We start from the raw sequence: 15,735 nt of genomic DNA, 5'->3' as shown, positions 1-15,735 counted from the left end.
TTTCAAGACTTTTCAAGACTAAATTTTTTACAACCCGAATAGAAAAAGCCCCGAATAAAAAGCAACCTTGATAAAAATTACCAAACAAGGTTACTAGTTTACCCCTCTTTTTATATTTACTGATACTTGCTGATTACAAGCAAATATCGTGAATAAAATCTTTATATTATGAGACCAGAATACCGAAATTTACAGCATTACACTTTAGAAGATTTACGCGCATTAGTTGCAAAAAGCAATTGTCCAGAAATCGAACCTTATGCTTTTATTCGTTTTAGCAATGAAGCGATTACCATTAAAAGCAGTCTAGAATCTATCGTTCCTTTCTTTAAAAAAGGAATTATTTGTTACCATGAACTTCTTCCTGGCATTGAAGAAGATGGCTCTTTAGCCATTGTTGAAGAGTTTGTTCGTCAAAACCCAGGCTTTCGTTTAGTTAAGTACCCTTTCCATGTACTTTTCCAAAACCTTGAAGGTCTGTATGACCATCTATACAGCTCAACTTCGAAATACTGGTTACTCCATACTTACTACCAATTTGCGCTTGAACAGCTCAAAGAACTAGTAAAAGAAAACGGTGACCAAGATACAGCTTGGTTTTTCAAAGTAGACTGTGATCATGTCTATAGCCAAAAACTACTAGAGTACACTAAACTCTGGTGTCAACTAGAGCAACTCAATGGAGTTAACTGCGCTTACTTTTATAAAGCTAACGTACGTAATGATATGCGTCGCGATGATTGGCATGAGTTTAATCATTTCCATTTAGAGAAAATCTCAAATGACTATGATCACACTTGTATCAAACTAGACTATATCAATACTTACATCCTTGTAGTCCAAGCGCATTTTGCCGACGACAAAGCTCTAGCTCGTAAGAAAAGCCAAATCTACGAATTACAGCACTACAAACCAGGCTATAAATTCCTACCAAATAAGGCATTTGTTAACTCTTTACACTTCGATAGAGAGAAGTTTTTCCACTATCAAGAGTTAAACCAAGAAGAAATTGAGAAGTGCTACACTTATGGCTGTCCATACAACCAAGTTGATTGGGAAAAAATGGTGAAGCAAATTCCAGAAGCTGCAATCGATCCAGAGTTTTTCTCTTTTGAAAATGTTAAACGTATCTACCAAAGCTTTAACTATCCTAAGAAAGGCGAAGGACTTAAATACGGTCGTAACCAATTTAAGCTGGAAGAATTTTTAGCAAATCCTGATTATCACCCTAGCAAATTCTTAAGAGAACACGCACAACGTTGGCAAGAGCGCGATAAAATTACCGATCCTGCTGAATTAGCAGCTTTAGAGCGTTTAGAAAAAATTATTCACCTCTTTGAACAAGAAAACTTTTTCTTCCCAGTGCAATACATTACTGGCAGTAAAGAGTTTTTACACGCGCCAGATAAAACTGCTGAAGAAAAAGCTGAAACTACAGAAGAGAAAGCAGAAACTGCTAAAAGTTAAAAGCTAAAAAAGCTAAATGCAAAAAACGGGAAGTAAATTACTTTTTCCAAATCTAACAATACTTGGAAAACTAACGTCAACTTCCCGTTTTCTTAGTCTTTAAATATTAAGACTTATTTATCTTTATATGTTATTATAGTTTTATCATCGGAGTGACCTAACCTAGGTCTGAGATTAAATCCGTCGAACCTGATCAGTCTACACTGCGGAGGGAATGATAAGACTATTTAATTTTGTTCGATGGTATATATTTTAATTACCCCTAACTTTTTTAAGGATATATATCATGCAACTTAACTTCAAAAAACTCTCCTTTTGTCTTACCTTATTTGCAGCTCCTGCATTCGCAAATCCAACTTTAAACGTTTTAACTTACGATACTTTAAAAAATTACGGTGTTGCTCAAGCATTAAGTGATCTTTTTGAGCCTCAGTGTAAATGTACTATTAACTGGTTAACTGAAGCTAGTCAGTATCAACTCTTAAACAAATACCTTTTAACGGTAAATAGTAAAAGTGCCACTAAAGTAGATGTACTGCTTGGTGTGGATGCAAACTCTGCGACTTTAGCTCAAGAAAGACTTAATAAACTTTTTAGACCAATTAACTATAAAGTTGAAGCTTTAAATAATTTCCCATTTGCACAACAGTGGGATAACCCTTATGCTCAACCTATGAGTTCATCAGCAGTAACTGTTATCTACAACAAAGACAAATATACCCCTAAACAAGAATATACAAACTTTGTTGATTTAATTAATAACATCGATTTTAGTTTTATCTTTGGTGATCCTCGTAGTAACGATCTAGGGCGTACCCTAAATAAAGTAATTGCTTACTATGGTAAAAACAGTGAAGAGCGTCTTGCTTTATGGCAAAAAATCAAAGACCATACTGTAACAGTTGGTAAAGGTTGGTCTTCATCTTACGGAGTTTTTGCTAAGGGAGAATCCCAAGCGGCTTTAGGTTACTCTTCTTCAGTGATTTACCACACTTTAGTAGAGAATAAAACCAACTTACAAAGTCTTTTAAATCAAGCAACAGTTCCATTCCTGGTTGATAGTCTCTTACTAACTAGCAATGGAGAGCAAAAACAACTTGCAGAACAATTTGCTAGCTTCTTACTAACTCCAGAAGCACAAAAAGTTCTCTTTAAATACAACTCATCTTACCCTGTGGTAAACATTGATAGTATTTTAACTCCAGCAGAGCAAGCTGTTGCTAAAGGCATTCAGCAGTATAAAGTCCTAGACCTACGTCAGCTTAATAGCAAAGCCGAAGAAGATGCCTTAAACGCTTACCTTAAAGTATTTGTCCAAAACTAAGCAATGAAACAATATAAATGGCAAGAAATTAGCATTGCTTGGGTAGTTCTTGGAATAATTGCGTTATTCTACTTGGTAAGTTTACTAAGCCTCTTTTATGTCAGACCAGAATATGACTTTAACTCAAGTATTATTGCTTCATGGGCTGATCTCCTCGCCATAGTTAAACAAGTAAGTTTACTTTATTTAAAAAATACTTTATGGCAAGCTAGTCTGTCAGCAACTATAATTTTACTTTTAAGTTATATTCTTGCTAAAGCCATTTACCATCTAAAGCCAGGATTAACTTCTTGGCTTTTAACCATTACCAATGCTAGCTTTTCTTTACCAACCATTTTAGTGGTTTTTGCTTTTATTGGTATCTTTGGGCAAGATGGTTGGTTAAGGCAAATTTTACCCTACCAATTTAGCATTTATGGCTTAGTTGGGATAGTGATGGCAAATAGCTATTTTAATTTGGGTTATTGTGCTAGTGCTATTTACAATGGAATGCAAAAGATCCCGATTGAAAATATCAAACAGGCACAGCTTTGCCATTTTAATCTTTGGCAACAATGGCGTTATCTTGAGTTACCTTACCTCAAAAATAATTTGATCAATTTATGGTTACTCGTATTTATGCTATGTTTTAATAGCTTTGCCTTAGTACTTTTTCTTGGTGGACCTCGCTACTCTAACTTTGAAATTGCAATTTACAACTCCTTAATGATTGAGGGCAACTTTACTAAAGCTTGCGTTATTGCTGTATTACAAATACTCTTCTCGCTCTTTTTTATTGTCATTATTTCTTTAGTCAAACCTAAAGCTAGCAATAATAGCAGAGCTAACTCTCTCCAAGAGTTGCAAAACGAACAAGCTTACCTAGTTACCCTTTGGCCTTGGGCAAAAATAAAAAGAGCAAGTGCATATCTCTATAGCTCTCTTGCAATTCTTTTTATTAGTATTCCTCTCCTAAGCCTCTTTAGTTCAGGAGTAAAAAGTGCTATTTTCCTATACCAAAACTATCAAAAGCAGCAAGCCCAAGCTAATAATCTTTTAGAGGTTGAGAGTAATTTAAGCCCTGCAAGATCTGACTTAGCTAACTTAAGTACAACTGTCCAGACCAGAGAGTTAACTGGTGATACTTTTAGTTATCCTTGGTCTGAACTCTTCGATGCGCTTGAAATGAGTTTAATCATTGCTGGAGCAGCTACAATTGTTTGTTTGCTGGCAAGTATTTTAATCTTACGAGGAACTCGTTGGTTAGGAAGCTATGCTTATCAATGGATAAATAACCTAAGTTTACTTAGCATTATCGTGCCAAGCATGCTTCTTGGAGCGGGTTACTTTCTCTTTTTCAATGTAGGTTTGGATGTAATAGTTGGTACTTGGGGATTTGTTAGTTTAATAATTTTAGCTAATGCCTTTACCTCTATAGTCTTTTGTTTAAACTACCTTTACCCAGCTTACCAACAAATTCATAACTATACTAACCTCGCGTTTAATATAGGTATGAGCTCATGGCAAAGTTTTTATCTCTATGAACTCCCTTTATTAAAACGCTCGATAATTTACGCTGCTATAACCATTTTTATCTTGAGTTTAGGAGATTATTCTATTATTTTATTCTTTGTAAATAATGGACAAATCTCAAGCATTACTTATTTACTTTCTCATCAATTAAATAGTTTTGCTTCCAACCAAGGTAATATTACTGCGGTTTGCTTACTCTTACTAATTCTTAGCTTACGCTTTATTGCTTACTACTTTGCTAATAAAAGCCCAAGCTATACAAAGAATTAAATTGCAGTGTTTTACCCTAGCTAGGATAAAGCGTAAAGTAAAATAACCGCAAAGATACTATCGAAGTCAAAGCCAAGTAAAAGCGAAATAAAAGCAAGATAAAATTAAAGTCCTTAGAGTCTTACACTCTAAGGACTTTCTTAAATTCTATCTTAGCAATATCTTTAATTTCATCAACTAAATAGTCAGCTCCCTCGGGAATACTTGTTCCCGTCTTCACTCCTATTGTTGTCATTCCAAGGTTTTTACCATAGATAATATCTATTTCCTTGTCACCCATCATGTAGCAATCTTGCGCATTCACTTGAAAAAATTGACTAAACTCTACAAAAGTTTGCCCATTAGGTTTACGCCAAGGTTCGCTATCATCAGAAGTATGAGCAAAAAGTACAGCATCTATTTCTAACCCAGCTTGAGCATAAGCATCTGCTGCCATTTGGTTCATACAAAGGATAAAGTCTTCTAAAGTAAATTTCTTTTTACTAATTCCAGACTGATTAGTTACGATTACAAGCATATAGCCTTGTTCTTGCTTTGCACGTAGCACTTGGTAAGCTTCTGGAAAAATCTCCATTTGGCTATACACATGTAAATAACCAGGACCATCATCATTGATGGTATCATCACGATCAGTAAAAAGTACTGGACTAGCTTGCTCGTTTAAATAAAAGCCTTGGTTCTTTGGCCAAGTTGCACTATTAGCTGGATCAAAGTTTGCTGGTAACTTACTTACATACTTGTCGGCTAAAAGCATATTAGGAGTAACTTGAATTAGTTTAATCGTCATAAAGTTTATTTGTTCATCTAAGCCTTTTCTCTTACTAGAAGCTATATTGAGCTATTTTATCTTTACTTCCTCTGCTAGTTCTTGCGCCTTCTGCTAGTTCTTGCCCCTTCTGCTAGTTCTTTTGCATTCTCTGCAATCTCTGCACTCTAAAGACAAATAGTTTGAGGTGTACCCAAACCTACTGGCAAAAGTAGCTCTTTTAAAAATAGCCTAGTTAGATAAAAAGTCAAGTAATTTAATGGGGTATTGCTCTATTATAAGTCAGCCTCAAGAATAATTTGAGTTAAATTTTGTAGAATAAAGGAAAAAGTCGTATAATATAGAAACCATTAGGTAAAAAGATAAACAAAATTTTTTCAGCGAGAGGGATAATTTTTTATTATAGATTTAGCTTTGGCAAATATATAACCCTCAGAACATTTACTGCATTTCCTATGAAACAGAATTTAATGAAAACTACGGTATTAGCGGTACTTGCATCTTTATCGCTCTTTACAGTAGCACCACAAACAGCAAGTGCGGTTCTTATTTCTAGTACCAAATCTAATCCAATAGATAACAATGTTTACTTAAGAGAAAGCGTTTTAAATAACTTTACCCTAAACGCAAATATCTTAAGTGACAGTTTTGCGCCAAGAGCTGATCAAAATTATCCTTTCCGTCAGGTACAAGGACAATTTGCTCAGTTACATTTTGATCGTGTAAAAATTAACCGCGGCTCAAAAATTGGCGAAAAAGTACTCGAGTATTACTTACAAACTCTAGACCCTAACAAAATTTATTTTACCAAACAAGACGTTGACAGCTTCTACAGCCAATACGCAAGTGGTAGTTCTCCAAAAATTACCAATGACTTAAATACAGCTTGGGTAATTTACAAAATTTATTTACAACGTGTAACTGCTTTGAACAAAGCTCAAGCTGCTTACATTCTTTCAGTTAAAGATAAACAACCAAACCTTGATACTAACGTAGTTTTACCTCGTGGTAAAGATGCGTCTTACCGTGATCAATCTCGTAAAAGTTTAGAAGAAGTAGCGCAAGAGTTAGCTCTTGTACGTTTAATCTCAGTTAAATTAGAAAAAACTAACTTTAACTGGTCACAAGTAGCAGCTTACTCTATTCGCGGTTTAGTTAACTTCCAAGGTGTAGTTAACCGTTCAACCAGTGACGACGTTTTCACTACTTTTATGAATGTTTACGTAGGTGGTGGTGCTGACTATCACTCAGCATTCTTCCCTGCAGAAAGACAAAAAGACTTTAATGACAGCTTAAACAAAACTTTCTACGGTATTGGTGTTACTTTTAGAACAAATACCGATGGTAGTTTTGAAATCGTACAAGTTCTTAAAGGTGGTCCTTCAGCAAAACAAGGTGGTATTGAAAAAGGTGATGAAATCCTTGCAGTATCAGCTGATGGTCGTAACTGGAATACCGCTGAAGGTTTAACTTCAGATAAACTTGTTCGCCAAATTAGAGGCGAAAGTGGCACTAAAGTATACCTACGTCTTCTTTCTAAAGACGGTTACACTAAAGTTGTTTCAATTATCCGTGGTACCGTTGAAAGAGTTGACACAAGTGCAAAACTTAAAACTTACAATGCCCAAGGTAAAAAATACGGTGTTTTAACTTTCGGTCAATTCTATAATGGCGTGGCTGAAGATGTTCGTAAATTAATTAACAACAATCGTAACATAAGCGGTTTAATTATTGACTTACGTGCAAATGGTGGTGGTTACGTTGAAGAGTTACTCAAAATGTCAGAACTATTCTTTGGTAACCGTAGCCCTGTATTCCAAGTAACTAACAACTCATCACAAATTGTTGGGAATGTAATGCTGGCAACTCCTTACTCTTTTGGTAAGTCAGAAGCATTATTTACTCAACCGGTAATCGTTTTAATTGACGGAGCTTCGGCTTCAGCTTCAGAAATTCTTTCTGCAGCTTTCCAAGATTACCGTCGTGGTCTAATTGTTGGTGCAACTTCATATGGTAAAGGTACAGTACAAGCGCCTAACTTAATTAGTGATTTCTCAAATGATGGACTATCACTAATTACAATTCAGAAATACTTCCGCTTAACTGGAGCCGCAACTCAATTTAACGGTGTTACTCCTGATATTGTTTTACCAGCAGCACCTTACTACCAAGATTCTGAACGTACCCTATTTAATACTTTACCTTACTCTGTAATTAACGAAACTAAGTTTGTTCCATTTACTGGTTACGTAACTAAAAATGCGATTGAAGCCTTAACTAGTTTTGAAAACAACTATTTAGAGACAAATACAGTTTACTCTACTTATGTTGATTTCATGCAACGTCTTAAAAAAGAACAATCTCAAAAAGTTACCTACATCAACTACTCTCGTAGCTTAGCTAACCAGAACTATGTACAAAACCAAACTTTAACGCGTTACAATACATGGGCAAAAGCAAATGGTAAAGCTACTTACGCTACTTATAAAGACTTCTATAATGCAGATACAACCGAGGGACCAGATCCAAATCTAGACCTTGTTAAACAAATGCTTGTAGAATATGCTAAACATGTAAATAAGTAGCATAAGACTACAAATCAATTAATTAACTTAAAGCTATGATTTTGCTTAACAAAATCATAGCTTTCTTTTTACCAGCCTCATTACTATTTTCTCAATCTCTATCCCAAAGTTCTACTTCAAGTTCTTAACAAATAGCTGATTAAGTTCTACAACCGTATTTTGCTTTCCGATTTCTTGCGAAGTTAAGTATAATATCCTATATCAATATACATTTAAACAATCAATATGTCGGACTTACAACCAAAAAACACAAATCAACGTAGCGCCCAAGAAAGATGGCGTCGCAATCGAACCAGAAAAATCTTTCTCTTTCCTCTGCTCTTTTTAATCTTTGCTGCCGTAGTTTACTATGTTGATCAACAGCAGTTGCAACAACAAAATACTAACTTAACTTCTGCAAGTGCAGTGAAAAAGGATTTAATTCCTTTAGAAGAAACGAATACTACTGTCTCTAGCAAGGCTAAGCAAAATCCAGCAACCCTATCTACCGATGGTTTAGCAGACAATAACCAAAATGAAGTAAATATTAGTCAAGCTTCTCTTGATTCTATTCCTCACATTAATATCCCAGGACTAGGTAATGTCGGAGTAGCAACTGAATATATTTCTATTGCTCCAAATCTTGCTTTAACCAAGATTTTCCAGCCATGCCTCCATGCTCAAGTAGTTGAAGCTAATATGCTTAAATGTCAGTATGAGGCTACCGGACAAGAAATTACAGTACAAATCATTGGTTACTATGCTCCATCTTTAACTACTTCAAGAGGAGAAAAAGCTACTTTTGGAGAACAAGCACGTGTAGAACTGGAAAAAATTATTGCTTTGGATGATCAACAAGGTAAAGTTTTCCTACAGTTACATGGACAAAAAGACGGAGTATACCAAGCAAGCGTTTACAATATTATGGGGGCAAATATAGCCTACACCATGCTGTATAACGGCTATGCTTTTTTAGATAAACAAATAAATACTGATCAAATTTGGGGACAAGAATACGTACTTGCAGCTGTAGATGCAGTTGAACGTAAAGCAGGTATGTGGGATAGTAGCAATTGGATTAATGGTCTACCTCCAGTTGATCCTCAACCATAATAAACACAAGGATTTAACCATGACAGTTAGAATTTTAATTAAAGGTGCTACAGGTCGTATGGGTGGCAACCTCGTAAAAACCATAGCTAGCAATGAACAAACAACTCTAGCTTACGCTATTGTTCATCAATCAGCTTCTGAAGTTGGTAAAAACGTAGATTTATTCCCTGAAGTAACTTACTCTACCGAGTTAGAAGCTGCTACTGATTTTGATGTAGCAATTGACTTTACTACTCCTGAATCTACTTTAGCTACCTTAGCTCATTGCCAAAAATTAAAAAAACCTCTAGTAATTGGCACTACAGGTTTTAATAATGAACAAAAAGAGTTAATTAACCAAGCTGCTAAAGAAATTCCAATTGTTTTTGCGGCTAACTTCTCAGTTGGTATGAACTTAATGTTCAAACTAGTAGAAAAAGCTGCTAAAGTTATGGGCTCTTACGCTGATATTGAAATTATTGAAGCACACCACCATAATAAAGTAGACGCTCCATCAGGTACAGCTTTAGCTTTAGGTGAGCATATTTGTAAAGCTTTAGATAAAAACCTAGATGATGTTGCGGTAAAAGAACGTAACGGTATTATTGGACCACGTACAAAAGAAGAAATTGGTTTCTCAACCATTCGTGCAGCTGATGTTATTGGTGAACATACAGTATGGTTTGCTGATATTGGTGAGCGTATTGAACTAAGTCATAAAGTATCTGATCGTATTACCTTTGCAAGAGGTGCTGTACACGCTGCTTTATGGTTAGCCCAAGGACAAGAAACTAAACTTTACGACATGACAAATGTGTTAGGTTTAGACAAGCTATAGTAGCTAACAAATACCAAGAAAAGGCTAAGCTAAACTTAGCAGCTCGGCAAAAAAGAAGAGTTACAGCCTCGCAAAGGCTACATAAGTAAAAAGCTATCGCTCAAGCTAAAGCGACAAAAGCGACAAAAGCGACAAAAGCGACAAACAGCAAATATAAAAAGAAGACGTCTTAGGACGTCTTCTTTTTGCGATAAGGGTAACGAGATTTGCTATAAGTTTTACTTGCTTGCCCTTGATTACTTAGATTAGCTAGACTTGCAAATTTATGTGCTTGGTTTGTCATTTGCCCCAGTAAATTTGAAATCCAACCTTCAATATTTACCATAAAATCTTGGTAGTTATCTTGATCTTGAGCAATCTTTTTCAAACTTTGCTCCCAAAGCGCGGTAGTATCAGGTAAAGTTAAATTCTGCGGTAAACCCATTAAAATAGCTTTCCCTATCTCTGTTACCTTAATATCTTTATCACGCTCTTTATAGCAATAGTTACCGTCAAAGAGTTTTTTAATGATACTTGCACGTGTAGCTTCAGTTCCTAAACCATCGGTTTCATTTAGGATAGCTTTAATCTCTGGTGAAGAAACATAACGCGCAATATTAGTCATCGCAGAAAGTAAACTTGCCTCATTAAAATAACTTGGAGGAGTAGTTTCTTTACTATCTAACGCCATATCATTAATTTCTACCGGATCACCAGTATGAAGATTTAACACATGTTGGTTAGCTACCATACTAGCAATACTCATATCTCCATCCTTAGATTTTTTCTCACTCATACCAATAATTTTCCACCCTGGAAATTTTAAGGTTGAGGATTTAGCAGTAAATGCCCATGGACGGTTAAAGGCTTCAAACTCTAGTTCGATTGCACTATCAGCATATTGCGCATGCGGTAAAAATTGCATAAGGTATCTTTGAGCAATGAGCTTATACGCCATATTCTCGGCAAATGAACCTTTGTAGTCATACACTTGCGTTGTTGGTGCTAAAGCCGAGTGGTTAGTAACTTTTTTACTTTGCCAAATCGTAGATTTTTGTTCAGGGTTTAAATGGAAATTAGGATCTTGAGGGTTAATTCCCAGCTCATCAGCGCGTAACATTAAATTATTTATAATTTTATGACGATCATTAAAATCCGACTCATTGTAATAATTAGAGTCTGTACGCGGATAAGTTACAAACTTTTTCTCATACAGGCTTTGTAAAGCTTGTAGAGTCCCCTCTACACTTACACCAAAACTGTTATACATTAAAGTTTGTAAATCATGTAAGGAAAAACCTAAAGGTGGTCTTTGCTCTTTGATCTTTTCTTCTGCTTTAGTTACTGTTCCAAAAGGATTTTGTCCTAAAGCCGAAGGAAATTGTTGGACAAAGTCATAGTTAATTAAACGACCACTATCATCAACTAAAGAGCCAAGATATGGATCATTAGCTAGTTGCTCAATAGTCGCTTTCTTAATCCCTTGTTGCATTTCTAAGGTACGCAATAAATCTAACTTCACCGCAAAATATGGTGAATTACTTTGCTTACCATGATAACGGATTTGATATTCTTTACCAATTGCTGACTTAATCTGGGCGTAAAGCACAAAGTAAGGATGAGGAACAAAGTTCTCTATCTCTTCTTGGCGTTGCCATACTAAGTGCATTACCGGCGTCATTACACGCCCAATTCGCACTACACCACGGAATTTTTGTTGTTGGGCTAGGATAGTAGCTGCACGAGAGAGGTTCATACCTAAGAGCCAATCGGCATGTGCTCTGGCAAATGCTGATTGACTAATGCCGTATAATTCCCTGTTTGGCAAAATATCGTTAAAAGCTTTATTTAAACCGTTTGCGGTTAAATCGGTAACCATTAAACGTAAAATACGTTGGTCTTGATATGGATTTATTTTTAAATGAATAAAAAGCTCATCAACAAGTAATTGTCCTTCACGATCAGGGTCACCTGCGTGAATTATATAGCTAAAACTTTTATCTTTAATAAAGCTCTCAACAGCTTTATATTGCTCACGAGTTGCACTAGTTACTTCTAATTTCCACTCACGAGGAAAAATTGGTAAATCTTGTAAATTCCAACTAGCATACTTACGATCATACTTTTCTGGCATGGCTTGAGAAAGTAAGTGCCCCACACAGTGGGTTACTACTATATGGTTGCCTAAGAGAGTATGGGTTTTATTACGTTTGCTAGTTAATTTTAATTTTTGCGACAAGAAATTAGCTATCTCACGAGCTACACTTGGTTTTTCGGCAATAATTAAAGTTTTTTGGTTAAATAACATAAGATGGTTAAGGCTTAATTTTGCCCTATATAATATCAAAAAAAAGACTATGAAGTTTAAACTAACTTTCACAGTCTTTCATGTACTTTTTTGCGTAATTAATTTTTTATTTAAATTTTATCTAGCACTCAAAATAGGTTAGTAATTAACTAAGTTAGCCAATTACTTTAACTTATATTGAATAAAAATAATTCTTAATTTTTGCCTTTCTCATGAGATTACAGGCGAGTGTAATCTAAACCCAACACCAATTTACCATGAATTGTAAAGTTGTTTGACTCTTCGATGATAAATGGAGGATATTTAATATTCTCAGAAATAGCGATATAGCTATCACGAGATTTTTGTAAACGTTTAATAAAGGTTACATCACCATAGGTAAATACATAGATCCCTGAAGAAGTAAAACTATTTTCTAAACGTACAATACAAGTTTGTCCATCATGTAATAAAGGCTCCATTGAATCACCACGGATCTTTAAAACACGTAAGTTTGCAGGGTTTTCTGTATATAAATTACGGTAATATTCTGAATTAGAGATAAAAACTTGTTGCGAAGCAGCATAACCCTCGTTATAAGTACCAGGACCTGCAGAAGCTTCAACTTCTAACATTTCAATAAAGAAACCAGGCATATCTTCTGGTAATAAAACAGGTTCACTTTTTACCGAAACCTCTTTTTTAGCCGGCTCATTTGAAGGAAGATTATTAAAACCATCAGTAGCAAGGTAAAGTTCTTTAATTAAACTATCTGCGTTTTCTTTATAACCTTCATGACTAGTAATAAAATTAAAAATTTTATTTAAGTACTCTTCACCTTTTTCGAATACTTTTGGATCTAGTGCTGCTACTTTTGCTGCAAGGCTACCTTCTAAAACTTTAATTTTTCTTGGACGGCCACGACTACGTTTTGGCGCTGTGGTCTTTTGAGGGGCTGTGTCTTCTTTTTTAGCTATTTCCACGGTCTACTCCATTATGTTTAGAAAGTAAAAGTTGATAAAAATGATCTTAGCTATTTTGTGAGGCGTAAAAGTAAATCTTTACCAATAAATTTAGTTACTGTTGTTACTTTTTTGTTACTTTTTTGTTACTTTTGTTATTTCTTTTTATTGGGATACTTAATTTTTGTCGGATTTTAGTTTAATTTTCGTTTAATGTAGTGTTCGCTATTTCGTTGTTTGTTTTTAATTCCGTTGATATTTAATTAGGTTTTATCATTAACTCTCTTTGAGAGACAAAGAGGTAAGCTATATATCTAAATGTATAACACTAGATAAAAGCTAGATTAAATTAGATAAAATCTTCTTTTATAAAGCTATAAATAAGTAAAAAACTATTTAAAGCTTAAAGAAAATTCTTTAACCTAAGAATAAATTACTAAAAAACTCAGCAAAATTCTAAATTATTTTAGTAACTTCTATTATTTTTATTCTTTATTTTTAATTTCTGTTTTTATTATATAGTATTTAATTAAAAATATTTTAATAAAATTAAATAAAAATTCCTCTACCAATATCAACTTATTGATAATTAACCTTTAATAATTTTAAATAATTTTACTATTTTTTAGTAAAACACCTATTAAAAACCCATTTTTAAGACTTGTACCTAAAATTAACATCTACCACTGCCTTTCAATATAGATAAACATACTCTACGTATGATTAAACTCATAAACCATAAACAATACTAAGTAGAGAAATAAGTTTGCTTTTAGATATTTGCAGAATGTAAGCAACTATTTTTCGAAATAACTCGATATTTTCCACAATAACAATTATTTTTACATGCTCGGATTCTTCATTTTATCCGCATTATCCGATCCTATATTTCTTCGCATTCAGCACGTTTTCTGTTTTTAGTTCTTTCTCAACATATTCCTCTCTCGATAACCATTGTTTTTCTTTCTGCGAAATATCAGCCTTAAATCTTGCTATATCGCCTTAAATCTTATCCTACCTCTATAATTACCACTCTATTTTTTTCATAATTTTAGTTACTACCCTAAAATAAGTAAAAATAAAAAGGCAGAGCGTAGTTTGTTAAAAACTTTGCTCTGCCTTTCCTAGTAAATTAGATTTTTTGCTTGCTTCTACTTTTATTGAAATCTAATTTATAACTTTGCTTGAGATCTAAACTAAGCGCATTAGTTAGCTAAACCAGCTAATTCACGTAATAATGCTGCTTTGTTAGTATTTTCCCAAGTGAAACCTTCACGGCCAAAGTGACCATAGTTAGTTGTTTTACTATAGATTGGTTTTAATAAATCTAACTCTTTAATTAAACCATAAGGACGTAAGTCAAATACTTCTTTAATTAATTGAGTAATTCTTTCTCTTGAAATTACTTCTGTACCAAAAGTTTCCACAAATACTGAAGTAGGTTCTGCTACACCGATAGCATAAGATAATTGTACTTCACAACGTTTTGCTAGACCTGCAGCTACCACATTTTTAGCTACGTGACGCGCTGCATAAGCAGCTGAACGGTCAACTTTTGAAGGATCTTTACCAGAGAAAGCACCACCACCGTGACGTGCAGCACCGCCGTAAGTATCCACGATAATTTTACGACCAGTTAAACCACAGTCACCTAGTGGACCACCGATTACAAAGCGACCTGTTGGGTTAATTAAGAAACGAGTATCTTTATCAATCCATTCAGATGGTAAAGTTGGTTTGATAATCTCTTCAATAACACCAGCACGAATTTCTTCATTTGAAACTTCAGGGCTGTGTTGAGTTGATAATACTACCGTGTCAATACCTACAATTTTATCGTCTTCGTATTTGAAAGTAATTTGTGATTTAGCGTCTGGACGTAACCAACTTAAAATACCTTCTTTACGACATTCAGCTTGACGTCTTACTAAACGGTGAGCATAAGTAATTGGCGCTGGTAAGTAAGCTTCAGTTTCATCAGTTGCATAACCGAAGATAATACCTTGGTCACCAGCACCTTGGTTTAGTTCATCTTCACGGTCAACGCCTTGGTTAATATCAGCTGATTGTTTACCGATACATGATAAAACTGCACAAGTGTTACCGTCAAAACCTAAATCTGAAGTATTGTAACCAATTTTGTTTACTGTATTTCTTGCAATTTCTTCTACATCAACCCATGCTGAAGTAGTAATTTCACCACCTACAAGAATTAAACCTGTTTTTACATAAGATTCACAAGCTACACGCGCACGTGGGTCTTTTTCTAAAATAGCATCTAAAACTGAATCTGAAATTAAATCAGCTACTTTATCAGGGTGTCCTTCACTCACTGATTCAGAAGTAAATAAATATTGTGCCATATAATTATTCCTTAAACTTAAATCCTGTTAATCAAATTAATCAAATCATAAAAATTATTTAATTAAAAATTATTATACTCTCTTATTGCAAACTTTAAACAAAAAATTACAAATATTAATTATTTTCTAAATATAGACGTCTAGGATAATAAAATTTCATCGAATAGTATAACTTGATTAATAGTAACCATACTAACAATATGGTTATTAACGCTAATATTTAATAAGGTTTATAATTTTTACAACAGATTTTTATATTTCTAGATTTCTAAATAACAGATTTGACACTTCTAACCTGAATTCCGCATCTA

10 protein-coding genes and 1 riboswitch are annotated in these 15,735 nt (G+C 34.3%); of the genes, 6 read left to right on the top strand and 4 right to left on the bottom strand.

Annotation, left to right across the window (positions count from 1 at the left end; all coding sequences use genetic code 11):
* The first annotated feature begins 168 nt into the window (after positions 1–168).
* From CKF54_RS05015 to CKF54_RS05005, 3 genes are all read left to right on the top strand, one after another.
* A complete protein-coding gene (locus tag CKF54_RS05015) occupies positions 169–1,467 on the top strand; it encodes a hypothetical protein (RefSeq protein WP_119525268.1) in 1,299 nt (432 codons plus the stop codon).
* 138 nt (positions 1,468–1,605) lie between these two features.
* Positions 1,606–1,698, top strand: a riboswitch (TPP riboswitch).
* 55 nt (positions 1,699–1,753) lie between these two features.
* Complete coding sequence (locus CKF54_RS05010) at positions 1,754–2,791, top strand: thiamine ABC transporter substrate-binding protein (RefSeq protein WP_119525267.1); 1,038 nt, start codon at positions 1,754–1,756, stop codon at positions 2,789–2,791.
* Positions 2,792–2,794: 3 nt separating this feature from the next.
* Positions 2,795–4,573, top strand: coding sequence for an ABC transporter permease subunit (locus tag CKF54_RS05005; RefSeq protein ID WP_119525266.1), 1,779 nt, complete (start codon positions 2,795–2,797; stop codon positions 4,571–4,573).
* A gap of 121 nt (positions 4,574–4,694) precedes the next feature.
* Here CKF54_RS05005 and CKF54_RS05000 read toward each other — a convergent pair whose 3' ends face one another.
* Complete coding sequence (locus tag CKF54_RS05000) at positions 4,695–5,360, bottom strand: HAD-IIIA family hydrolase (RefSeq protein WP_119525265.1); 666 nt, start codon at positions 5,358–5,360, stop codon at positions 4,695–4,697.
* Between the two features lie 434 nt (positions 5,361–5,794).
* Here CKF54_RS05000 and CKF54_RS04995 point away from each other — a divergent pair, with 434 nt between their 5' ends.
* The 3 genes from CKF54_RS04995 (at position 5,795) to dapB (ending at position 9,833) form a co-directional block, all read left to right on the top strand.
* Complete coding sequence (locus tag CKF54_RS04995; protein ID WP_119525264.1) at positions 5,795–7,924, top strand: S41 family peptidase; 2,130 nt, start codon at positions 5,795–5,797, stop codon at positions 7,922–7,924.
* A gap of 225 nt (positions 7,925–8,149) precedes the next feature.
* Positions 8,150–9,016 (top strand): thermonuclease family protein, encoded by an 867-nt coding sequence (locus tag CKF54_RS04990; RefSeq protein WP_119525263.1) that lies wholly within the window; start codon positions 8,150–8,152, stop codon positions 9,014–9,016.
* Between the two features lie 19 nt (positions 9,017–9,035).
* Positions 9,036–9,833, top strand: coding sequence for a 4-hydroxy-tetrahydrodipicolinate reductase (gene dapB, locus CKF54_RS04985; protein WP_119525262.1), 798 nt, complete (start codon positions 9,036–9,038; stop codon positions 9,831–9,833).
* 169 nt (positions 9,834–10,002) lie between these two features.
* On the opposite strand, the gene CKF54_RS04980 is transcribed toward dapB, so the two are convergent.
* The 3 genes from CKF54_RS04980 to metK form a co-directional block, all read right to left on the bottom strand.
* Positions 10,003–12,120, bottom strand: a complete 2,118-nt coding sequence (locus CKF54_RS04980; RefSeq protein WP_119525261.1) for a DNA topoisomerase 3 — start codon at positions 12,118–12,120, stop codon at positions 10,003–10,005.
* 218 nt (positions 12,121–12,338) lie between these two features.
* Complete coding sequence (locus CKF54_RS04975) at positions 12,339–13,082, bottom strand: helix-turn-helix transcriptional regulator (RefSeq protein ID WP_119525260.1); 744 nt, start codon at positions 13,080–13,082, stop codon at positions 12,339–12,341.
* A 1,184-nt stretch (positions 13,083–14,266) separates the two neighbouring features.
* Complete coding sequence (gene metK, locus CKF54_RS04970) at positions 14,267–15,424, bottom strand: methionine adenosyltransferase (protein ID WP_119525259.1); 1,158 nt, start codon at positions 15,422–15,424, stop codon at positions 14,267–14,269.
* Positions 15,425–15,735: the final 311 nt, after the last annotated feature.

This window comes from Psittacicella hinzii (assembly GCF_003585885.1).
Taxonomy (GTDB): Bacteria; Pseudomonadota; Gammaproteobacteria; order Enterobacterales; family Psittacicellaceae; genus Psittacicella.
Note: the sequence above shows the minus strand (reverse complement) of the source record. Positions and strands in the feature narration are given on the sequence as shown.

Bases quoted from the DNA above. Each gene is read 5' to 3' on its own strand.
- CKF54_RS04990 (WP_119525263.1), top strand. From the start codon at position 8,150: ATGTCGGACTTACAACCAAAAAACACAAATCAACGTAGCGCCCAAGAA.
- CKF54_RS05010 (WP_119525267.1), top strand. From the start codon at position 1,754: ATGCAACTTAACTTCAAAAAACTCTCCTTTTGTCTTACCTTATTTGCA.
- CKF54_RS05015 (WP_119525268.1), top strand. From the start codon at position 169: ATGAGACCAGAATACCGAAATTTACAGCATTACACTTTAGAAGATTTA.
- metK (WP_119525259.1), bottom strand. From the start codon at position 15,424: ATGGCACAATATTTATTTACTTCTGAATCAGTGAGTGAAGGACACCCT.
- CKF54_RS05005 (WP_119525266.1), top strand. From the start codon at position 2,795: ATGAAACAATATAAATGGCAAGAAATTAGCATTGCTTGGGTAGTTCTT.
- CKF54_RS04995 (WP_119525264.1), top strand. From the start codon at position 5,795: ATGAAACAGAATTTAATGAAAACTACGGTATTAGCGGTACTTGCATCT.
- CKF54_RS05000 (WP_119525265.1), bottom strand. From the start codon at position 5,360: ATGACGATTAAACTAATTCAAGTTACTCCTAATATGCTTTTAGCCGAC.
- dapB (WP_119525262.1), top strand. From the start codon at position 9,036: ATGACAGTTAGAATTTTAATTAAAGGTGCTACAGGTCGTATGGGTGGC.
- CKF54_RS04980 (WP_119525261.1), bottom strand. From the start codon at position 12,120: ATGTTATTTAACCAAAAAACTTTAATTATTGCCGAAAAACCAAGTGTA.